The following is a 22718-nucleotide window of genomic DNA, read 5'->3' as shown; positions in this document are numbered from 1 at the left end:
CGCCCTTCCCTATTCATATCGACGGTCCGACCGCCCGCACTACAGCACAGCGCACAGCACCGCAAACAGCGCCACGGCGGCCGTATAGACCGCGTCGCGCCAGCCAAAGCCGCTCCGTGCAGGCGCCGGATACACGCCGGCAAAGCCGCGGCACAGCATGGCCTCGTCCATCGCGTGGCTGCATTCCATCGCCTTGATAAACGTCATGCCCATGATACCCGCCAGCGAGTCAGTGCGCGAAAAACCCGCAGGCGCGGAACCGACGCTGCGCAGCATGACCGATTCGCACAGATCATGCGCCGTGCGGCCCAGCACCTCGATATGCTTGAGTGCCATATCAAACGTAAAGATGACCTCGTCGGGTAGATGCAGCATCTTGAGTGCCGCCGACATGCGGCTCCACGTGAGGGTCCACGAAACGCCCAGCACCAGCGACACATTAATGAACGTCTTGAGCGCGATCTTGAGCATGGCACCCGTGGCAGACGCGCCCAGCAGCAGGGCAGGCAGCGCCAGAACCACCGCAAGCCCCATGGCGCCGAGCGCCGGTACAAAGGTCGCGCGCAGCCCGCGTGCGGGGCGCACCGCAACCAGCACCAACGCGATCGCCGCCATCAACATCAGATACAGCGGGCTTTGCGTCAGACACACGCACAGAACGCAGACGAACATCCCCACCAAACGTACCGGAGCCGAAACGGAAGAAAGGGCGCGGTCGATTATCGACCCGCCCTCGTGAGCGCCTCCGCCCAGGCGAACCCGCTCAAGCAGGCTCGCCAGGTGCAGGACGTTCTTTTGCATCACACGATGCCGAGCCCCCGCGGGCTCGTATCGCTGCTCGACCGCAAGCCAGCTAGGCAGCTCGACCATCTGCATGCGCTCAGTTTTCCTTAACCGTCAACGAAATCAGACGGAATGCGATGGTGAGCACCGCCACGCCAATCACACCGGAAAGGATATACATGGCAGCCTGGCCGGCAAAGCCAAGGCCCTGCTCCTCGGAATAGGCCTGCAGATAATCGCCCGTAGGCAGAGCGTCGGCAAAGGTCGGGGTATCGAGGCCGACCGAAGCCTGCAGGCTGTTGTCGCCAGCCTCCTGAACGGCGGTCGCGGCGCCCTCGGCGTCCCACTCACCCCAAGCGTCACCCGTGGCCAGCAGGCCCAGCGGCGTGGCCACGACAAGCACGGCAACCAAGATGAGCGTGGGAACCAGAGAAGTCTTCTTGGCGGTTGCGCCCTCGGCAGCAAGCTGGCCATCGACGGCCTCAGGCCCGACGATAATGCTCGGCGCCGTCTTCTTAATGAAACCGAAGATGGCGGCCGTCGCCACGCCCTCGACTACGCCGGCAACCAGCATATGCGGGATCAACATGGCCGGAATAGCCACGGACAGCGGGAAGGGGCAGTAAAGCGGAGCACCCGAGGCGTTGGTGAAGAGCATCGGCTGAATGCCAAACTCGATCGCCGCGCACAGGGCCGCCAGGCACAGGCCGACCCAACCGCTCACGATGGCAGAAACCGAGGTGCCCCAGCTCTTGTCGTGCAGACGGCTGTTGAGCGCACGGAACACGATAGCAGCGACAAACGGCAGCACAAAGGCCATGTTAAAGCAGTTGGCGCCAAAGGACAGAACGCCGCCATCGCCAAACAGCAGCGCCTGCAGCGCGAGTGCAACCGAGACTGCAATGGCAGCAGCCTCGGGGCCCAGCAGCAGCGCGATGAGCGAGCCGCCAACAGCGTGACCAGTGGTGCCGCCAGGTAGCGGCACGTTGAACATCATGAGCAAAAAGGAGAATGCGGCGCAAATGCCCAAGAACGCCATGTGCTCGCGATCGAGCGTGGCACGCACCTTCTTGATGCAGTGGACCCATACGGGCACCATCGCCACCGCCATAACGGCATCGGTCTGTGGGGACAGGTAGTTGTCTGGAATGTGCATATACGCCTCCCGGTTATCGGCGCACGGAATTGCAACGCCGCTTGAATCACCTTGCCAGTGTTACGTAATATCATATTCGTAACACGCCGCGGGCTATCATAGCAAACCGGCGCGCTGCCGACAAAGCAGCACGCCGTTTTGTAATGCGCGTGTCATATATGCAGGATCAACGGTGCCTTATTCCGAACACCGCGGTCACGCAGAGCCCACAGCAACCGCCACTAGGCCCTGCGCTCCCGGCGCAAGCTCTAGCCGCGGACCTCGCCGTTTACGCCCTTGCACACCTTGGTGACGATCTTCTGGTGCGCCTTCTCGACCTCCTCGCTGGTGAGCGTATGGTCATCGGAGCGATACGTAAGCGCGAAGGCCATGGACTTTTTGCCCACGCCCACGCGGACCGGATCGCGGTAGACGTCGAACAGGCGCACGCCCTCGAGCAGCTTGCCGCCGGCGCTGGTAATACGGCGCTCAAGATCCTCGCAGGTCACGGAATTATCGACCACGATAGCCAGGTCGTGCTCAACAGCCGGGTACTGCGAGAACTCGCGGTAGTTCTCCTGGTTGCGGGCGCCCTTGATCAGCTTGTCCAGATCGAGCTCAAAGGCAACGACGACCTCATCGATGCCGCAGGCCTCGCGCGCCTCGGGGTGGATCTCGCCGACCCAGCCCAGCACGGTGCCGCCGGACAGAACCTCGGCGGCACGACCCGGCTGCAAGAAAGCGTAGCCCTCGCCCTCGACGGGACGGAAGCGAACCTTCTCGATGCGCAGCTGGGCGAGCAGCTCCTCGACAATGCCCTTGCCAAAGAAGAAGCGCAGCTTGCGGTACTTCATATTCCAGGACTGATCGCTCCACTGGCCCGAGAGCACGCCCGCCACGGACTTGGTCTCCTTGGGCAGGCTGGCGTTCGCGCGGCCGTGGAACAGGCTCCCGACCTCATACAGGTGCACGTTGGGCGTACCGTGGGCCTCGTTGTAGGCCACGGACTGCAGCAGGCCCGGCAGCAGCGAACGACGCATCTCGGTCTGCTCGGCCACCAGCGGGTTCATGAGCACCACGGGGCAACCGCGGCCCTCGGTGGACATACCGATCTTCTCCAGGTCGCCCGGGGCGGCAAAGCCAAAAGTCGTGGTCTCGTTGAGGCCGCAGGCGCGCAGGATCTCGCCGACCTTACGGGTGAGCTTCTGCTCGCGGGTCAGGCCGCCGATGTGGTTCTTGGCAGCCGGGATGGTTGCCGTCACGCGGCCCATGCCCCACAGGCGCAGGACCTCCTCGATCAGGTCGATCTCGCGCGGCAGGTCGGGACGGAAGCTCGGCGGGGTGACCATGAAGTCCTCGCCGTCGCGCTCGACGGTGCAGCCCAGACGGGTGAGCGAACGCTCGATAAAGTCGGGCTCGATGTCGGCACCGCAGATGGCGCGCACGCGGGCCAGGCGCAGCTTAATGCTGTCGATGATCTTGGGCGCGGGGAAAACGTCGACATAGCCGGGAGCGACCTCGCCGCCGGCGATCTCCTCGATAAGCGCGCACGTGACGTTGGCGACGTCCACGCAGCCGGTTTCGTCAACCTGGCGCTCAAAGCGAATGGAGGCGTCGGAGATCAGTGACAGGTCGCGGCTGGTGTGCGAGGTGCGGCCGGCGTTGAAGCAGGCGCTCTCAACCATCACGTCGACGGTATCGTCCTCGATCTCGGAATCCATGCCGCCCATAACGCCGGCCAGCGCCACGGGGCGCTCGCCGTCGGTAATCAGGCCCATGCCGGCGTCGAGCACGCGCTCCTCGCCGTCGAGCGTCGTGAACTTCTCATCCTGCTGGGCGGCGCGAACCACCACGCGGCGATGGCCATCGCGCGCGGCAAAGGTGTCCAGATCAAAGGCGTGCAGCGGCTGACCGGTGAGCATCATCACATAGTTGGTGATGTCGACGATGTTGTTGTGCGGGCGCACGCCCAGGGCGTTGAGGCGCTTGACCATCCAGTCGGGCGACGGACCGACCTTCACATTGCGCACGATGCGGGCAACGTAGCGGTCGCACAGGCCCTCGTCGGCAATCTCGACCGAAAGCTCGTCGTCGGTCGCGCGGCCGGTCTCGGCCTTGATGGCGGGCAGCTCAACGTGGAAATCGCGATCGAAGATGGCGCCGGTCTCGCGGGCCATGCCGATCATGGACAGGCAATCGGGACGGTTGGGCGTGATCTCGCAGTCGAGCACGGTGTCGCTCGAGCCCACGTACTCGGCAAACGGCATGCCGCAGGGCGTGTCCTCGGGCAGGATCATGATGCCGGAGTGGTCACCGCCCAGACCGAGCTCGCGCGCGGAACAGTTCATGCCCATGGACACGACGCCGCGAAGCTTGCTCTTCTTGATCTTGACGTCGCCGGGCAGGACAGCGCCGATCATGGCCGTGACGATGTGATCGCCGGCCTCGAAGTTCTGCGCGCCGCAGACGATCTGCAGCGGAGCGGGATTGCCGTCAGCGTCGAGGTTCTTGTCACCCACGTCGACCGAGCACACATACATATGGTCGCTATCGGGGTGCGGGGTCTTGGTGAGCACCTTGGCAGTCACCACGTGGTCAAAGGACTCGCCCACGGTGTCGATCGCCTCGACCTCGGTGCCGGTACGGATATATTCGTCCGAAAGGGTCTTGGGATCCTCCGGAATATCGATCATGGTCTTGAGCCAGTCGTAAGAAACACGCATCTAGCTCTCCTTTCATACTGAAAGCCTGCGAAGAGATGCAGGTGGAAACTTCAACTTTGTGAACATTCCTTACAAAGCGAGGGTTGTCCAAGTGCGGCAGATCGGCCCGAAAGAGGAGCGCCGCGTACTTTGGTACGCAAGCGACGAATGAGCGCCGAGGTGCCGTGCTTGGGCAAGCCGCAGCCTAGAACTGATTCAGGAAACGCATATCGCCCGTCATCAGCGTTCTGAGGTCGGGCAAGTCGTAGCGCAGGGCTGCGACGCGCTCGGCGCCAATACCAAAGGCGAAGCCGGTGTACTTCTCGGGGTCGATGCCGCAGTTGATCAGGACGTTGGGGTCAACCATGCCGCAGCCCAGGATCTCGATCCAGCCGCTATGCTTGCAGAAGTTGCAGCCCTTGCCGCCGCACACGTGGCAGCTCACGTCCACCTCGCAGGAAGGCTCGGTGAAGGGGAAGAAGTGCGGACGGTAGCGCGTCTTGCGGTCCTCGCCAAACATGCACTTGACGAAGTAGTCGAGCGTGCCCTTCAGGTCGCCAAAGGTGATACCCTCGTCGACGACCAGGCCCTCGATCTGGTTGAACTGCGGCAGATGGCAGGCGTCGGCCGTGTCGGGACGGTAGACGGTGCCCGGGCAGATCATGTAGATGGGCGGCTTTTGCGACTCCATGGTGTGGATCTGCACGCCCGAAGTCTGGGTGCGCAGCAGCACGTCGGACTCGCCGTGGGCGTGAGCCTCGGGGTGCGCGACGCTGCCGGGGTTGTTGTCGACCACGTAGAAGGTATCGCGGGCCGAGCGGCTCGGGTGATCCATGGGGGCGTTGAGCGCAGTGAAGTTGTAATAGGAGGTGTCGACCATGGGGCCGGACTCGACGGTGTAGCCGATACCGCAGAAGATGTCCTCGGCCTCCTCGATAATCTGCTTGATCAGGTGCTGGTGACCGATCTGCGGACGGATGCCCGGCAGCGTGATGTCGACGGCCTCGTGCTCGAGTGCGTGCTTGAGGGCGGCGGCCTTCATCTCGGTCGTGCGCTCGTCGAGCATGCCCTCGATCAGCTGGCGCATCTCGTTGGCGCGCTTGCCCATCACGGGACGATCCTCGGGGGCGAGCTTGCCCATCATGCGCATCAGGCCGGTGATGCGGCCCTTGCGGCCGAGCAGCTCAACGCGCGCGGCCTCGAGCTTGGCGGCGTCGTCGGCGCCTGCGACGAGCTCCTTGGCCTCTTCCTCGAGTTTGACCAGGTCATCAATCAGACTCATGTCTTCCCTTTCGTCTCTCGCGCTCCCCGCTTGCCGAGGCGGCTGCCGCCGTCTGACGTTGCGAAAACGCGGCCCGGTTCGGTAACAAAAAACCGCCCTCGGGCATGTGCATTGCCCAAGGACGGTTGAATTCCGCGGTACCACCTTGTTTGACCCGACGGATGTCTGGCCCGCCGCGCCCACTCTTTGCCCCTTGTCGCGAGGCTCACGGCTTCCCTACTGGGGACATCGCCGCCGCTGGCCGCGCGCCCGTTGAGGTCGCTGCTCGGGAGTGAACGCTTGGCCCTTGTCACCGCAGGAAGGCTTGCAGCCCATGACCTTCCCTCTCTTGCCGGCGACGCGGCGGGCAAAACCCTCTCCGTCAACGCATTGGGCTATAGGATACCACATTGTGTGGGCGTATCGCCGCGTTCCGTTTTGTTTGTGCTGGGTACAAAGCAGGTAGCTGTGCAAACTGGCCGTGCGCCCGCCTGCGGCGCTCGGCCTGCGAGATTAAGGATACAGTATGGGAAAGAAACTCGATAAGAAGGCCAAGGGCGCCGTGGCAAAGGCCGCCAAGGGCGCCGCTAAAGTCAACAAAGCCGTCAAAAAATTCCGCAAGCTCGAGGGCAAGCTGTGGACCCGCGAATACCTGCTCAAGATTGCCGAGTTTGACGGCGCGACCATTGCTCCCGCCAACGGCGCTGCGGCGCGCGCCGACGCCATGGGCACCCTTGCCGGCGAGCATCACAAGCTGCTGACCAGCAAAAAGTCTGTCGAACTTGTGCACTCGCTGGCACGCGAGACCGTTGCCGGCGGCAAGATCGACGACCCGCAGCTGCTCGATGAAATCCGCGTGCTCGGCCGCGACCAGCACGAGGCCAGCGTCATTCCCACCGAGGAGGCCGAGACCTGGACCAGGCTCACCTGCGAGGCCGACGCCGTGTGGCACAAGGCCAAGACGGCCAATGACTGGGCGAGCTTTGAGCCCTATGTGGATAGAATCATCACCCAGCTTAAGCATCAGGCCGAGCTCATGGACCCCAAGCGCGACCCATACGATGTTTGGCTCGACCAGTACGAGCGCGGCCTTTCCGCCAAGAGTTTCGATGCGTTTTGCGACGAGGTCAAGGCCACGGTCGTGCCGCTCGTGCACGCCATCGGCGAGCGCGGCCAGCAGCCGGCTGCCGACTTTTTGCACGCCCGCGTGCCCGAGGCTGCCCAGCGTGCCGTGAGCTTCGACCTGATGAAGCTTGTCGGCCTGGACCTGGACGACACCACGCTTGCCTTTACCGAGCACCCGTTTAGCGAGGGCTTTGCTGTGGGTGACGCGCGCGTCGCGACGCACATCTACGAGGACGATTGCATCTCCAACGTCTACAGCATCATCCACGAGGCAGGCCACGCCATGTACGAGCTGGGCGTCAATCCCGCCTATGCGCGCACCTGTCTTGAGGGTGGAACCTCCATGGGCATCCACGAGAGCCAGAGCCGCTTTTTCGAAAACACCGTGGGCCGCAGTCGCGCCTTTATGGGACCGCTGCTCGAGGTGCTGCGCCGCCACGCACCCGAGATCTACGGCGACGTCGACGAGGACACACTCTACCGCGCCGTGAACATCGCGCAGCCTTCACTGATCCGCACCGAGGCCGACGAACTCACCTATCCGCTGCACATTATGGTGCGCTACCAGATTGAGCGCATGTTGTTTGCCGGCGAGGCCACGGCCGAGGACATCCCCGCGCTTTGGAACCGCTTCATGGATGAGTACCTGGGCATTCCCGTTCCCGACGACACGCACGGCTGCCTGCAGGATACGCACTGGAGCGGCGGTTCGTTTGGCTACTTCCCCACCTATGCGCTGGGCAGCGCCTACGACGCCATGTTCGTGCCGGCCATGTGCCGCGACGGCGTCGACCTTACCGGTGCCTGCGCGGACGGCGATCTGGCGCCCGTCCGTGCCTGGCTGGGCGAGCACATTTGGCAGTGGGGCCGCGCCAAGGACGCGCCGGAGCTCATCAAGGGCGCCTGCGGCATGGCCTTTGACGCCCATTACTACTGCAGCTACCTGCAGGACAAGTTCACCACGCTGTACCAACTGTAAAGCTTAAGCAACACGCAACGCAAAGGGGCGCCGCAGGATCTATCCCGCGGCGCCCCTTTTTCCACCTAGTCATTGGGGACGTTCTTTAGTCATTGGGGACGTTCTTAAATGACTACTCTTTGAACGTCAACCATGTTGACGCCGATGTCCTGGCAACGTCAGCGAAAACGGCCCCAAGCGAGCAAGGTGACGTGAAATGAAAGAGCGCTGACCTTCTGGTCGCGCCCTTGAAATTGAACGTCAGATTGCCGCTTGGGTCCGTTTGCAGCGTCGAGCAGTTACGCGGTTTGGTAAAACCGCGTAACTACAGAGCCTCGAGTGCGTTGGCGATGCGCTTCATGGCGGCGTCGGCGGCCGATTGGTCCGGAGCCTCAGCCAGCACGCGAATCACCGACTCGGTTCCGCTCTTGCGCACGAGCACGCGGCCCTCGCCCGCCAGCGCGGCCTCAGCCTCGGCGATGGCAGCCTGCACGCCCATGTTGCCCAATGCGGCGTCCTTGTCGGCCACGCGCACGGCAACCTGCGCTTGCGGCAGCAGCTTGCACGGAACCGTGAGCTGCGAGAGCGTCTCGCGCTCGGCGCGAATCACTTCCATCACGCGCAGCGAGGTCATAATGCCGTCACCCGTGCGCTCGATATCGCCAAAGATCGTATGGCCCGTCTGCTCGCCGCCCAGGCTGTAGCCGCCCTCGCGCATCTTGGCATACACATGACGGTCGCCCACGCCGCTGGTCACGGCACTCAGACCGGCAAGCTCCAACGACTTGACCAGGCCAAAGTTGCTGGCGATCGTCGGCACCACGGTACCGCCCGAAAGGCGACCGTGCTTGTTCAGGTACACACCGCACACGTACAGGATCTGGTCGCCATCGACCACGCGACCGCGCTCGTCCACGGCCAAGCAGCGATCGGCGTCGCCGTCGTAGGCAAAGCCCACGTCCAGGCCCTGCTCCACCACGTGGCGCTGTAGGCGCTCCATATGCGTGGAGCCGCAGTCGACGTTGATGTTAAAGCCATCAGGCGCGGCGTTAATCACGCGCACGTCGGCGCCCAGTGCGTCGAACACCGGCTTGGCCACCGAAGACGCCGAGCCGTTGGCGCAGTCGATGCCGATCTTGACGCCCTGCAGCGAAAAGTTCGCGCTCGCGATGAGCGAGGCAATATAGCGGTTGCGGCCCTGCATGTAATCGACCGTGGCGCCAATGTGGTTGCCCGTGGCCAGCGGCACCTCGCTCTTGCCATCGATGTAATCCTCGATGAGTTCCAGCACGTCCTCGTCCATCTTAAAGCCGTCGCTGTTGACGAGCTTAATGCCGTTATCGCAAAACGGGTTGTGGCTCGCGCTGATCATGATGCCGCAATCGAAGCAGCCCTCCACAGTCTGATGCGCCACGCCCGGCGTTGGGATCACATGCAGCATATATGCGTCCGCACCGCTCGCGACCAGGCCGCTCACCAGCGCCGCCTCGAACATATAGCTCGAGCGACGCGTGTCCTTGCCCACGATGACGCGCGCCTTGCGCTCGCGGTTGGCACCGTAATACCAGCCCACAAAACGGCCAATCTTATAAGCGTGTTCTACCGTCAGCCCAACGTTGGCCTCACCGCGAAAACCGTCGGTGCCAAAGTACTTCATATCTTACTTATCCTGTTCGAACGTTTGAGCGGTTGGCGTGGTGCGAACCTTAAGCTCTTTGTGCCCAGAGTCCTTCGAAGTCGTGACCGTGTACTCGACCTTTATGTCCTGTCCAAGAAGCATGTGGACACCGCCCCATGCAACCTTCAGGCCATCGTGCGTCGCTTCGTTCATCTCGATAGAACCGGAGCCCGAAGTCTTAATGTCCGAAATGCTGCCTCCCGCAGGAGCATAGAGATAAAGCCTCAGCACCTCATCATCAATATCCTGGCTAATGCCGTTATGGCCCTGGAAATAACCAGGCATCTCGGCCTTCTCCTGGGGGGTCATCGTGTTCTTGAGCGTGGTGGTCACTCGATACGTCGTCGAGCCATCGGCATTTTCAACCGAAGAATCGATGGTGACTCGCTTATCGAGGAACCAATCCATCTTTGAATAGCTGTAGTTGTTCACATAGACGCCCAAGATCGGAGCCTCCGACGTATCGGTTTGGAGGGCGCCCGATATTCCAAGAGCCTTCGCGGCCTTTTCCTCGTCATCATTTCTCGAATACATGAGGATGCGACCCTCGGAAGCACCCTTTTCGATGGCGGCAGCGATCTTAGTAATATCGCTGGACCCCAGTTCGTTCACAATTTTGTTAAAAGCCGATCCAGCGACGGCCGCAAAAATGGCGTCCTGTTCCTCTACCGGGTAATTCCAATAAATATCGTGCAGCAGCACCTTTGCGGCGTTGCTTCCATCGACAACGGTGCCGTCGGGAAGCTGCGTGCCGCCCACAATGCTGAGCATATACTGCAAAAATACCGGATCAACCGCAAATACGCCGTCGATGTCATCTCCGACAATGGCCTTCTGCATATCGCTGGCAAGCTGAGCCGCACGCGGATAATCGGGTGTCATCGTAACGTCGCCCATCGTGTATCCGAGCGTGTTGAATCCGGTCAGGCCCCATCCGGTCGTGAACAAGTTTGCCTCTTCATCCGTGATTGGAAGCGGGCTCAAAGGCTCTTTCATCATGTCGACTTTGACAAAATCGCCCAGTTCGAGCTTACCGTCAGTCACCGACATCACGCCGCGAGAACCGGGGAAACCGCCGCAGGCACGGATCTCGACATTGCTCATCGCGAGCACAAGATAATGACGCGTCTGGCCGTTGGCGCCGAGCATCTGGGGAAGGACGGGGGCGACCTTCTCCGCCGCGTCAACCGCGCCGTTGAGGGTGGCAAAGCCGTCCTTTGCTTTATCGACCAGCTCGGTCACCTGGGAAATATGAGTATCGCCAATGCTCTGGATCTTCTCGTTGGCGCTCTTGAACACCTTCGAGCTATCGGAGAGCGAATCGGCGACCGCCTGCAGCGCGGACACATTGATTGTCCCGTCCTGGAACAGCTTGCCGGGCGTTGCCTGAGCGAGATTATCGGCCATGGGGACCAGCGCGCCGCTCGAAACATCGGACAGAGCATCGACCATGGTGCGGACGGCGTTAATGTCGCTGCCATACACTGGAATGAACGAAGCCATCGTCCACACCGGGCTCGCGGTCTCCTTCTTCATGCTGCCGCAGAGCTCATCGATCTTCTTCGCTTCGTCAGGCAGCGTCGAAAAATCGCCCGACGTGACCTTGTCCTTAAGGCCACCGACGATCTCGACGGTTTCCTTTGCCTGGCTCTTCACGGTTTTTGCCGAGTTAAGCAGCATGAAACCATTCACGCCAAACGCGACAAGAACCACCGCGACGATAGCGGCGACGACGGCTGCAATGCGGCGATTCTTGCGCTCGCCCTTGCGATGGCGATGGCGAACCAGGCCGTTCGAGGTCGAGCTCGACGAAGAATCGCCGCCGTAGTTCAAGCCAAAATCGTAATATTCTTCTTTAGAGCCCGAGCCCTTAAACTCGGCACCGTTATCATCCAGGCGGGCGAACGTGCCAGTCTCGGAGGCGCCCGTATAGATAGTGCCCAGGTTACCCGTAAGCCCTGCGTCTCCAGAAGAAGAAGCACTCTTGGCGGGATTGGCAGAGTTGATGGGGCTGGTGTTGCGGGCGCGATGAGCGTTGTTAGCGGGGCCAGTGGGACCGGCGACATTCGCACCGCCCGTTGGCGCCGGACGGACCCCAGCCGACGACGCCGCAGAGCCCGCCCCACCCGGAAATGCCTGCCTGCCTACGCGACCAGCCTGTTTTGCCTTTTGAGACTGTTCGTACAGAGCGGCAAACATCGCCGTTTCGCCCGGAGACGTACGGTTGCCAGCGCCGTTTTGGATGGATCCACTCGGTACGCCAGCGTTTCCAATCCCATTTGAACGCGGCGGAACTGCAGAGCGCTCGTCGTCGCCGTTCTTAAAGTGGTTACCAGCCATAGAGGAATCCTCGCAATACTAAAAGTCAATTACGCTATTAGTTTATGACATATTTGGCATCGTCAGTTAAACTCCAGACGCAGGCACCAATTCCCAGAATTGTGGTGCAACACCGCGTCCGTCTAGGCAGCGGCGTGCGCTACACCGTTAAAAACACCATCGCGATAATCATGGCAAAACCCGCCAGGTCGGTGGGCAGAAACACCGTTCCCAGCATGAGGGCGCTGGTGATGGTAGCCGAAACCGGCTCCATGGTTCCAATGAGACTCGCGCGCACCGAGCCGATCTCCTTAACACCCTGCATATAGAACATATAGGCAAAGAACGATCCGACCACGATGAACACCGCAAGCGCGACGACGCCCGAGGGCTCGAGCGCCGGTACGTGGACCCACGGCTGGGTGAAGATGCTCAGCACGATTCCGGCAGAGAGCATGGCCGAACCCGTGACGACCGGGCTGCCGTATTCCTTGAGGATTCCGGCCGGGATAATTGCCATGCAGGCACCACCCACGGCGCACAGAAGGCCCGCGAGCAGGCCCATCGGCGAAATGCTCAGTGTACTGGGGTCGCCGCCCGTGGCGATAAGAAACGTTCCGCCCAAGGCGAGCAAAACACCAAGCGTCTCGCGCGTGCGCGGAAGTCGATGCGTGGTAACACAGGCATACCCCATGACGACCACCAGCTGCAGGCACTGGAACACCGTCGCCGTGCCCGCGTTGGTTAGGCGCACGGCCGACAGATAGCAAATCTGGTTGAACAGCAAGCCAAAAATCGTAAACAGGATGAGCTGCTTGCGGTCGGCGGGGGTGGTCCACAGTTTAACCAAGCGGTCGCGATCCTTTTTGAGCACGACGAGCATAAAGAGCAGGCCGGCGCAAACCTGGCGCACGCTCATGAGCCAAAACGTCTCGATATGACACACGTCAAAGAGGTAGCTGGCGCTGGTGCCAGAAAAGCCCCAAAACGTTCCGCCGGCAGCCGCGGCGAGCACACCCAGGGCCATCTTGCGCGACGACGCATCGTTGAGGCGGTCGCGCCATGCACGGCGGGTGCTGCGGCTGAGCTCGTCAGTCCCCTCGGGCACGACAAAATCGGACGCCGCCGTCATCGGCACCGAAGCCTTTTCGCATGCACGCTGCGCCGAGCGCTCCTGTTCCATTCCACTCCCCCGAAATCAATTGGCAACAAAGCGCTCAAACTGTAGCACGAATATTGGTATGGAAAAGTAGACGATTCGGAACATCTACGAGCGTCCAAATGGTGGGGATGAAAGACGCCGATGAGCTATGCCGAGCGGTTGGAATCGTCGAGGGCACCGGGGTCGGCTTCCGCACTTCCCTCAGCATGCCCACCGTCGCCCTGCTCCTTGTCGCTGTCCTGGCCTTCCTGCTCGCGACGGCGCTTTTCGCGAATCTGCTCCACGGCAGCACGCAGGGCGGCCTCGTCCTCGGCACGCGCCACCTCTTGCGTGGCTTTAACCATATGGCGAATCTCGAGCACCAGCAGCACAATCAACGGCACCACGATACACGGAAAGAACAGCAGCGGGTTGGTGAACAGCGACACCACCACGCCCAGGCCTGCCGAGACAAAGACCACGCGGCCCACCACATCGGCGGCGGGCACGGGCGCGGCGTCCTCGACCGGATTGGCATCGCCCTTAGTGTGATAGACCAGCGAGCCGTCGGACGCGGCCTCCACGGATACGATACGGTGCGTGTTGAGCGAACCCTCCAGCGCGTCATCAGACGAATGGAAGGTGATGATATCGCCCGCTTGGTAGACCCGGCTGTTGTCGGTATCGACGACGATAAACGAATGCACGGGAATCGCCGGCTCCATCGAGCCGGTCAGCGTACGCATAAAGCCATAGCCCATGATGGTGGGGATCTCGCCGGCGGGCGTGAACACCGTGCGCAGCAGCACCACAAAGGCGGCCAGGATCACCACGGTCGCCAGCACGTTGATCACGCGGAGCACGTGCTTCATCACTTGTCGGCGTCCTTTGCGGAAGTCTCGGGGTCGGCAGCGACCTCGGCCCCGGTGGCATCCGTCGCAGAAGCGCCATCCTCGTCAGGCGCGGCGGCCACGCCCTCGCCAGCCTCGCCGCGCAGGCGAGCCAGCAGGTAGCGCGACAGGCTGTTGCCCTCGGCACGGCGCTCGGCACGCTCGCGATTGCGCTCGGCTTGCTCCAGCTCTTGCGCCAGTGCATCCAGGCGCCGCTGCATCTCCGCGCGAGCGGCTTCGACTTCGCGCTCGCAAGCGGCGCGAACGGCGGCGACCTCCTGCTCGATGCGCTCCCCGGCCTCGAGCCCGGCGGCGGCAATGCGCGCATCGGCATCGGCACGAGCTTCCTCGGCGGCACGCGCGGCGGCGTCGCGCTCGGCGGCAGCGGTGGCGACCTTTTCGTTGGCATCCACCGCAGCCTGCTCAACGGCAGAGTCGGCGGCGGCGCGGGCAGCATCGATCGCGGCATCGGCGGCCTGCTGGGCGGCGGAAACCTTCGCCTCGGCCGCGGCGACGGTGTCGGCGAGCTTCTGCTCCGCTACAGCAGCGGCGGCGTCGGCCGCTTCCTGCGCGGCGCGGGCATCGCGCTCTGCCGTCAGCTGTACCTCCTCGACCTGCAGCTTGGCGGCAGCAATCTTGGCATCGGCATCGGCGCGAGCGGCCGTGACCTCGGCATCGGCCTCGGCACGCATCTGCGCCAGCTGGGCCGCCGCGGTCTCACGCGCCTCGACAGCGTCGGCCTCGGCGGCTTTCTTGCCCGCCTCGACATCCTCCAGCGAAGCGCGCAGCTCCTCAACATCAGCCTCGGCCATCTGAGCGCGCTGCGTCAACGCCAGCTCACGCGTCTTTGCCTCGTCCAGCTCGTCGGCCAGATCATCGCGCTCATCGGTCAGCGCATGGGCCTGAACCTTCCAAGACTTAAGCTGCCCCTGCAGCTCCTCAATATGCTCGCGGGCCTCGGCCAGCGCCTGCTCGGCATCGAGCTGGGCCTGCGTGACCTCCTCCACAAACACGCGACGGACCTCGACATCGGGCAGGTCGGGGCTATCGACCTGCACCTCCTGAATCTCCTTGATAAACTTGGGCGCCACCGGCGCGTGTTGCACGCTCTCGAGCTCCTGCAGGTTGCGCTCGTCGTCGGTCAGGCTCTTAAAGACGGTGTAGTTGTTGATAAGGTTGGTGTACATCTGCACCATGTACTCGTCATCGAACGCCAGCGCCTGCTGCTGCACGTCGATGTTGTAGCCCACCTTGTCGTAGCGCTCCATAAACTGCCACAGCTGGTAACACTTGCGATAGTTGGGATCTTTCATGATGAGGTTGGTGCGCTGAATGGGGCTGCGGACCGCGCTGCACCCGTTCATGATCTGGCAGAACGACGCACCGCGCAGCGCCATGACCAGGCGGCGCACGCGGTCGATGCGCATAAAGACGTCCATGTTGTCGGCGTCGTTCTCGGCAAAGCTCTGGCGGTTCTTGACCGTCATCTCGACGTTGTACTCGATCTCCTCGTACGCGTCGTCGATCTTGCTGTGCATCTTAAAGCGGTTGCGGATCTCGTTGCCCGTCGACCAAAAGATCACGTCGGTACGCTTGTCCACAAACGTCAGCAGGCGCTGAATCAGGTGGTAGATAAAGCGATTCTCATACAGGTCGTACGTCTCGACGGTATTGACGTTGAGGATGCGCGTAGGGTGGACGCCGCCATCGTCGCTCGGCGCCAGGAACTGCGTGTTCTGGCTCAGGTGACGGACACTGTCGGCGCTGATCTTTTTGGCGAGCGAGACCGGCACCACCTCTTCCTCGGTGGTGATGAAGCGGCGCGGCTTTTCGATAATGGTGTTGATGGCGTCGAGCGAGTCCTCGATCATGCTGATCCATTCCTCGTCCACCACCTTGACGAGCTCCTCGCGCTGCTGCTCGATCGTGGTGCCCGAGGCCTGCGCCATCTCGAACAGATAGTGGAAGTAGCGGCTGTCCTCCTGGATGGGCTCCATCTGCTCGGAGAAGCTGGTATAGAGGTCCTGAATGGTCTCGGACATGGGTTACTCCATAGGTTGGATCGATCGGAAAGGGGCGGGGGCGACGTCACGCCCCCCGCACTTACGCCATTAGTAGAAGTTCTGGATCCGCTGCAGGTACATGACGGAATCGGGCAGGCCGCCCTCGCCAAAGGTCTTCTCGATGTACTCGATCAGGCCCTTCATCTCGTCGCGCACAAAGCTCACGTTCATGGACTCAAACTTCTTGAGCACCTTGCGGGCAATGATGTAGTCCATGCCGCCCAGCTCGGTGCCGCCGCACGCCACGTACACGGGGATAAAGTCGTACATCTGCTTGATGATACGGTTGCCAAAGGCCAGCTTAAAGCGGGTCTGCAGGTACTGGTCCAGCTTGTGCATCTTCTGGAGCAGCTCGTCGTCGATCACGTACTCGACCTTGGCCTTCTGGAACAGATACTGCAGGTGGTCGGCCGTCACGTGCACGCGCTCGTGCGGCTCGCACTCAAACGCGTCGGCGCGCTCGTTGAGCTCGATGGGGATCGCGCGGTCGTACACCTTGTCCGTGATGGTAAAGGTGGAGTCGTCGTTGTTGGCGGTGCCAATGAACCACAGGCTGTCGGGAATGGTGAGCTTGCCGTCGTGCAGGCCCTTGGGGTCGGCGGCCCACTGGGTGGGGACCAGATCGAGTACCCACTCGTCGTGGCTGGGCATCTCGAGCACCGACAGGATCTCGGCAAAGTAGTACTCCACGCGGGCGAGGTTCATCTCGTCAAGCACGATCATGGACGGGTCCTGGCGCAGGCCCGCCTCGTACACGGCGCGGAGGAACTCGGTCTCGTTAAAGCGCTTGGAGAACTCGTTAAAGTAGCCGAGCACCTCGGTGCGGTCGCGGAAGCTCGGCTGCACCGACACGATGGTCGCGGGGTTGTCCAGGTAGCGGCTAAAGCTGTAGGGCAGCGACGTCTTACCGGTACCCGAGATGCCCTCCAGGATCAGCAGCTTGGAGGCGGCCATGCCGGCCACAAAGCGGCGGATGATCTCGGGTGTGTAGTAGAGCTTCATCTGGCTGCAGGCGAACGCGCGGAAGCTTTCGACAAAGTCCTCCAGCGAGATGGCATCGTCGTAGACCGGCGATTCCCAGTCGCGGTACTTAAGGTCCACAAGGGACAGCTTGGGGAAGCGGTTGGCCTGGGCGATCTCTTTTTCCTCGGCAAGGGTCTTGGCCTCGACGGTAGCCTTGGCCATGGCGGCCGCGGCATCCTTGACGCCCTCGCCATCGAGCGCGAGCGACGCGTTGCCCGACACCACGGCAGCCGTGGCGCCCTCGCCCGCGGGCACACCCGTAGCGGCGCCCACCACGTTGCCCACCGTGGGCAGATGGTCGTCGGCAAGAGCCGAGGCACCCACGTACGGAATCTGCTTGGTGCCGCCCATGGCATTGACCTTAAGCGCCAGCAGCTTATTCTTCTCGTCCATCAGGTCGAGCACCTGCTTGTTCAGGCGGCCGATCTCGCGGTAGAGCGCCTTGTTGGACGTATCGTCGCGATGCAGGCGGCGGTTGATACGGTAACGGTGGACCAGAATGGCCACGATCAGCACGGGAACCGCGATGAGCATGGCAAACAGAATGACCGCGCCAATCTTGCCCACCAGGTCGAACGTGGTGAAGTAGGTCATAAAGATGTTGAAGTACTCAACCCAGCCAAACACCAGCAGGTTAAGGATAGAGCTCACGACGGCAACGACGTTGTAGACGACCTTTGCCAGCAGCTCCCAGGCAAATCCCAGAAACTCACTCACCGTCGGTACCCTCCTGCTTGGTCGCGTTCATCGCCGCCTCGGCCTCGGCCTTCAGACGACGGGCTTCCGCGAGCTTGGCCTCGGCCTGGGCGAGCTGCTCGGCGGCATTATCGGCGGTGACAGTAGTGCCCTTGCCCTCGGCGTCCACGATGGCAGCCGCGGCGGCCAGGCGATCCTCCTCGGCCATAGCGCGCTTGAGGTTCATGCCCACCACGATGAGGTGATACACCTGGTAGATAAAGAACAGCAGCATGGGCAGCACGATCACAACAAGGAAGCCCATGGAGCTGGACAGGAAGTCCATGACCTTGCCCATCTGCGGCAACGCGAACACGTACTTGCCCACGATGTCGCCGTCGCTGATGATGTGCGTATCGGCCACGTCGTTGTTGTCGCCCTTGGTGGTAAAGCTGCGCATGCCGTTGACCTCGTCGATCGCGGCGATACGGTGCGTGTTGAGCGCGTACTCGTTGTCGATGATGGTGTGGAACGTCACGATGTCGCCCACCTCGAGCTTTGAGGTGTCGCACTTTTGGATGATGATGAGGTCGCCCTTGTTAAACGTGGGCGCCATGGAGTCGGACTGCACGGCGAGCGGGGTGAAGCCAGCGATGTCGGAGACGCTGCCGTCCTCGTGCGTGGCGAGCGTGGTAAACGCATACAAGGCCGCCACCAGGATGATGATCCACATGACGACACTCAGCGCGATGGATGCGACTTTTTTAACAGATTGCATGATGTCCCTTACTACCGTGTCTGACTAGGTCGTGCGCGGCCCGGTGGCCGCCGTGCGTATCTACTGTTCCTCGATGCCCTCAAAGCGCATCGAAACCGAATAGTTAGCTCCCTTTAGCATATTAGTGCAATTTGGGTCCGTTCCCTCGAGCCATATGCGAACGGTCACCGGCTTATCCGTATCTTTTATCAGGTCGAACATATCGCTGGCCGCGGTGGCAGCGCCCGAGTCGAGCCCAAAGACCGTGACAGAACCCGATGAGCCCCCGCCCCCGTTGGGGTTATAGACCCAGGTGTGGCCGTCGGCGGTAAAGCTCATGCGCATGGCGCTGGCCATGCCCTGCGTATCGGAGCCAAACCGCGTGCCGGATGCGCCGTTGTCGCCGTCCTGGCCGGTCAGGCGCACGCGCAGGTCCGTGCTGCTCATAAAGTGCAGCGTAAACTCCAGGTAGGCGCCGGTGGCGGGATCGGCGGTGGAACCATCCTCGAAGGTAAAGGTCTGGTAGTCGCTCGTGGTGACGGGTTTGAGCTTGGATGCGTCGATGTCCACGCCCTTTTCGCTGGCGATGCGCGCCGAGATCTGGTCGAAGCCCAGGCTGTGGATGTATTCGTCGAAGGTGGCATGCTCGTCCAGGTCAAAGCGCAGCGAACCGTCAGCGTTGGCGTCGATCATGAGCATGCGGGTTTTGGCGCTATCGGCGATGGAGAACCAGGCAAAGGTTGCCATGGCTATCGCCACCAGGGCAAACAGGACCAGCACCACGGTGGTGGTGAGCTTGCGGCGCAGGTCGGTATCGGTGGGTACAGCGGCGTTGGGCTTGCCGGTGGCGGGCGTGCAGTTGGCGGCGGGTTGCTCACACGTCATGGCTACTCACCATCCAAGGTCGCAAAGAGGGCCAGGTGCAGGGTTCCCGGGTCTTGGTGCAGGTAGTCGGCGCTATCGGGGTCGGTGCCCTCGATGTAGTAATAGATATCCAGACGATAGGTCTGGCCCAGCGCCAGCGTGGCGAGCGAGTTTTGCGGGCGCTCGGCCGTCTCGCTCGTGTCCAGCGTAAAGGTGGCCGGGTCCTGTGTCACGTTGGCACCGCAGGCAAGTTGGCCGTTTTGCCAGCCCAGGAGCATGCCCTCGGTGTAGCCGGCAAGGCCAGCCGGGACGGTCATGGGATGCTCGCCGCGATGGCCGCTGTCGGAACTGTCGAGCTCAAAGATGTTGGTGGCGAGCACCTGGCTGCCGCTCGAGATCTTGATGCCCACGCGGGCCGCGCGCAGCAGCTCGGCGTCGGCACCCTGTGGAACCAGCGACTCGGCCAGATACAGGCTCACCTTGCCCTTAACCTTGTTGGCGCCCGTGCCCGTGATGGTGGGACGCAGGTCGATCCAGCCGTGATAAAACGCGGAGCCGTTGTCTTTTGCCTGCTCAAATACCGTGGCATCACCGTTGGAATTGTTCTGCGCGCAGGCAGCAAAGCCGTTGAGGTCGAAGGTCGAGACCGGATAGAGCGTCGCGGCCCCGCTCGCGGTGGAGGCCAGAGATGCATCGCCTTGCTGCGACCAGCTGCCGGCATCGGCGTCGCCCAGCTCCAATACCAGCTTGGACGTGTCGCTGTGCACGCTCACCGAGTTGGTGTTGACCTTCATGTTGCTGGTGAACCAGGCATAGGTTGCGGCACTCAGCGTGGCGGCGAGCGCCACCATGACGAGCGCGATGTAGGCACGCGCGCGGCGGGCGTGGCGGCGGGCGGCGACACCCTCGAGGCGTGCACGCTCGGCGGACGCGCTGGAGGGGGCTGCGGGGCCCGTGCTCTGGGTTTTGGCCTTGCGGTTATCTGCTGGCATATGCTTCTGGTCTTCCATGTCGCTCGCCCCCTTATGCCTTGGCCGCGGCAAAGGCAAGCTGCAGTACCACATCGCGGGCCTGAGCCTCATCGATGCAATTGGCATCGCAGCCTTCCATGTACACAACGTAGCGAACGCTTGCCACCTCGTTGGCGGCCAGCGTGCAGATGGGCGTGGCGCCCGCGCGCGCTGCGGGCGTGTCACCGGTGCCGTCCATGCTGTAGGCGCTTATGGCGTGCGCAGGGTCGGCAGCGTAGCTCCAGCCCGAGGCGCCGCCCGCTACGACCACGCCGTCTTGCGCCGTGGTGCGCCTGCTGGTGGCACCCGCGGTATTGCCTAGGTCGTCGCAGGTAAAGATATGCGTCTGCGTACCCGACTGGGTCGTGATGACCAGGCCCAGGCGCAGCGCGGCCAGCAGCTGTGGATCACTCGTCACGCTCATCTGGCCCTGATACAGGTACACGTTGAGGGCGCTGTCACTGCCTTTAAGGTACAGCGTGCCAGTGAGGGCATAGTCGTCCAGCTGCGCGGTGCAATCGGAGTAGTCGGTCGTAATGCCCGCGGCATTTTGGAACGTGCCGCGCCAAAAACGGGAAAGATCGGCCGTCGAGATGGGATAGAGCGTTTTGTCGGCGGCGGCAAGCGTTGCCGTTGTGTCCCATGGTCCGTTGGCCGAAAGGCCAATCTGCAGGTCGGAGCCCTCGTCGCTTACCGTGCGCGCCACGGGTGTCACGTTGGTGTAACGCGAGTTGCTAAACCAGGCGTAGGTGGCGGCGCTCAGGACGGTCACCAGCACGAACATCCATGCAGCGGCAGCCGCCATGCGGCGACGCGAGCTTAGGATGTCTCTGATGTTCGACGTACTCATCCCTGGCCCCCTTACGAACGCTTGCCGGCAAAGCGCAGCGCCAGCGATTGCAAGCTGGTGGCGGCCAGGTTGTTGGTGCAATCGGGGTCGCAGCCTTCCAGCCACACGTATACATCCACACGCACGGGCGTGCTACGGTTGGCGCCCTTGGCAGCGACGGGCAGGCTGCAGATCTTGGTCGTGGCCTCCTTGAGACCAACCACGCCGGTGTTTTCGTTGTAGTCGCAGAAGTTTGCGCTGGTCAGCTGGTCAAAATGGATCGTGGAACCATCGGAGCGGGTACTGTCGAGCACCAAGTGGTTCTGCTCGTTTTCGCCGGCGTCCTTGCCGTCGAGTGTGTTGTAGCGCGCCTGGGGGTTGTGCTCGCCCGAGACCTCAAAGACGTACTGGCCGGTAACGGTATCGCTTTTGCCCGGAGCATAGGCGACCAGCCCCACGCGCAGGGCGGTGGAGATGGGGTTTGCCGGATCCTGCTCGGTAAAGTCGATGCCCGACAGGTACACGTCGGTTGCGGCCGAGTTGGTGGCCAGGTACAGGGAGGTCTTGGTGTAGTCGGAATGCTTGGCCGCGCCAAACATGTTGGCGAACAGGGAGTCCTGCGTGGTTCCACCGGTAAAGCCCGTTACCTTTTGGAACCCGTTGAGCACGTTATCGGTCGAGACGGGATCGAGCAGGCCCGCAAAGCTCAGACCGGCGTTGGTCTTGTACTCACCGTCGTACTCGTTGGAGATGAGGAAGGTCACGCCCGTGCCCGCGGCCATCTTGACGTCGGTGATATGGCGGTTGGCGTTGTAGATGTACCAGGCATACGTTACGGCTCCGGCAGCAGCAAGCGCCACCAGCAACGTGGCGAGCATGCGATTGAACTGTTTTCGCAGCGAGCGCGCGTCCGACATGCCCCTCCCCCATTTGCCGCGTTGTAAACTGCCTGGGCACGACTTGCCCATAATGGAACCATTTTACGCGAACGCGCAGTTCATCGGGGGTACAAACGCGACTTTCCGCGTGCTGTTCGCGCTGCATCGGAGCGGATAGGATCGCAAATCGGCGCATTTTAAAAAATAGTTCTTGCCACTGGGTGGGAGCTCCGTTATATTATTTCCTGCGCACTCGCGCACCCTTGATCGGGCGTTTAGCTCAGGGGGAGAGCGCTTCCCTGACACGGAAGAGGTCAGAAGTTCAAATCTTCTAACGCCCACCAAATGTTCGCAGCTCAGAGGCTTCGCCTCTGAGCTGTTTTGTTTTATACCGCCCAGCCAAAAGGACGCCGCGGCACCCAAAACCACCTCAACAGCCCCAATAACCATCCCAGACAAGACCGATGCCGCCCCCGCACCTCTGGCAACCATTCCAACCGGGCCCAAGCCGTCTCGATACCGCCGCAGCAAACCCAACCAAGCCCACAGTTGCCCAAACAGTCTTGGCGACCGCCTCAACCGGGCCTGGATGGGCCTCGATGCCACATCCGGACAACCTTCCTATAG

Annotated in this window: 16 protein-coding genes and 1 tRNA gene; 2 read left to right on the top strand and 15 right to left on the bottom strand. The window is 62.1% G+C overall.

The genetic code is table 11. The annotated features are described in order from the left end of the window. Window positions 1–39 precede the first annotated feature (39 nt). The 4 genes from SFLMC1_RS09990 to pheS all read right to left on the bottom strand — a co-directional run bounded on the left by SFLMC1_RS09990 (window position 40) and on the right by pheS (window position 5902). Complete coding sequence (locus tag SFLMC1_RS09990) at window positions 40–876, bottom strand: energy-coupling factor transporter transmembrane component T family protein (RefSeq protein WP_152074076.1); 837 nt, start codon at window positions 874–876, stop codon at window positions 40–42. A gap of 4 nt (window positions 877–880) precedes the next feature. After that, window positions 881–1939, bottom strand: coding sequence for a cobalt transporter CbiM (gene cbiM, locus SFLMC1_RS09985; protein ID WP_152074077.1), 1059 nt, complete (start codon window positions 1937–1939; stop codon window positions 881–883). A gap of 248 nt (window positions 1940–2187) precedes the next feature. Continuing rightward, window positions 2188–4641: a phenylalanine--tRNA ligase subunit beta gene (gene pheT, locus SFLMC1_RS09980; protein WP_152074078.1), complete on the bottom strand. Its 2454-nt coding sequence runs from the start codon at window positions 4639–4641 to the stop codon at window positions 2188–2190. Window positions 4642–4825: 184 nt separating this feature from the next. Continuing rightward, on the bottom strand, window positions 4826–5902 hold the full coding sequence (gene pheS, locus SFLMC1_RS09975; RefSeq protein ID WP_040359117.1) for a phenylalanine--tRNA ligase subunit alpha: 1077 nt from the start codon (window positions 5900–5902) through the stop codon (window positions 4826–4828). Between the two features lie 505 nt (window positions 5903–6407). On the opposite strand from pheS, the gene SFLMC1_RS09970 reads away from it, so the two are divergent. Further along, a complete protein-coding gene (locus SFLMC1_RS09970) occupies window positions 6408–7985 on the top strand; it encodes a carboxypeptidase M32 (protein WP_152074079.1) in 1578 nt (525 codons plus the stop codon). Between the two features lie 304 nt (window positions 7986–8289). Here SFLMC1_RS09970 and glmM read toward each other — a convergent pair whose 3' ends face one another. From glmM to SFLMC1_RS09915, 11 genes are all read right to left on the bottom strand, one after another. After that, window positions 8290–9621, bottom strand: coding sequence for a phosphoglucosamine mutase (gene glmM / locus SFLMC1_RS09965; protein ID WP_152074080.1), 1332 nt, complete (start codon window positions 9619–9621; stop codon window positions 8290–8292). 3 nt (window positions 9622–9624) lie between these two features. Then, entirely contained in the window at window positions 9625–11982 is a 2358-nt protein-coding gene (locus SFLMC1_RS09960; RefSeq protein ID WP_152074081.1) for a DUF4012 domain-containing protein, read from the bottom strand. A 139-nt stretch (window positions 11983–12121) separates the two neighbouring features. Then, entirely contained in the window at window positions 12122–13144 is a 1023-nt protein-coding gene (locus SFLMC1_RS09955) for a DMT family transporter (protein ID WP_187323947.1), read from the bottom strand. A gap of 125 nt (window positions 13145–13269) precedes the next feature. Beyond that, on the bottom strand, window positions 13270–13974 hold the full coding sequence (locus SFLMC1_RS09950; RefSeq protein WP_152074082.1) for a signal peptidase I: 705 nt from the start codon (window positions 13972–13974) through the stop codon (window positions 13270–13272). Beyond that, the gene (locus tag SFLMC1_RS09945) at window positions 13974–16034 is read right to left on the bottom strand and encodes a DUF2357 domain-containing protein (protein ID WP_152074083.1); all 2061 of its coding nucleotides are present in this window, start codon (window positions 16032–16034) and stop codon (window positions 13974–13976) included. Before SFLMC1_RS09945 ends, SFLMC1_RS09950 begins: the two co-directional genes overlap by 1 nt. A 69-nt stretch (window positions 16035–16103) precedes the next feature. After that, on the bottom strand, window positions 16104–17795 hold the full coding sequence (locus SFLMC1_RS09940; protein WP_152074084.1) for a hypothetical protein: 1692 nt from the start codon (window positions 17793–17795) through the stop codon (window positions 16104–16106). Further along, a complete protein-coding gene (locus SFLMC1_RS09935; RefSeq protein ID WP_152074085.1) occupies window positions 17788–18531 on the bottom strand; it encodes a signal peptidase I in 744 nt (247 codons plus the stop codon). The genes SFLMC1_RS09940 and SFLMC1_RS09935 overlap by 8 nt, the downstream gene beginning before the upstream one ends. Before the next feature lie 60 nt (window positions 18532–18591). Further along, complete coding sequence (locus tag SFLMC1_RS09930; protein ID WP_152074086.1) at window positions 18592–19395, bottom strand: hypothetical protein; 804 nt, start codon at window positions 19393–19395, stop codon at window positions 18592–18594. A gap of 2 nt (window positions 19396–19397) precedes the next feature. After that, on the bottom strand, window positions 19398–20384 hold the full coding sequence (locus SFLMC1_RS09925; RefSeq protein ID WP_152074087.1) for a hypothetical protein: 987 nt from the start codon (window positions 20382–20384) through the stop codon (window positions 19398–19400). Window positions 20385–20397: 13 nt separating this feature from the next. Further along, complete coding sequence (locus SFLMC1_RS09920; protein WP_152074088.1) at window positions 20398–21234, bottom strand: hypothetical protein; 837 nt, start codon at window positions 21232–21234, stop codon at window positions 20398–20400. An 11-nt stretch (window positions 21235–21245) separates the two neighbouring features. Continuing rightward, window positions 21246–22130, bottom strand: a complete 885-nt coding sequence (locus SFLMC1_RS09915; protein WP_152074089.1) for a hypothetical protein — start codon at window positions 22128–22130, stop codon at window positions 21246–21248. A 230-nt stretch (window positions 22131–22360) separates the two neighbouring features. Between SFLMC1_RS09915 and SFLMC1_RS09910 the strand changes: the two genes are divergently transcribed. After that, a tRNA-Val gene (locus tag SFLMC1_RS09910) sits at window positions 22361–22435 on the top strand. Window positions 22436–22718: the final 283 nt, after the last annotated feature.

Origin of the sequence: Collinsella aerofaciens, assembly GCF_901212495.1 — a bacterium.
GTDB classification, from domain to species: domain Bacteria; phylum Actinomycetota; class Coriobacteriia; order Coriobacteriales; family Coriobacteriaceae; genus Collinsella; species Collinsella aerofaciens_H.
The sequence above is the reverse complement of the archived record's forward strand: the minus strand, read 5'-3'. Positions and strand labels throughout refer to the sequence as shown.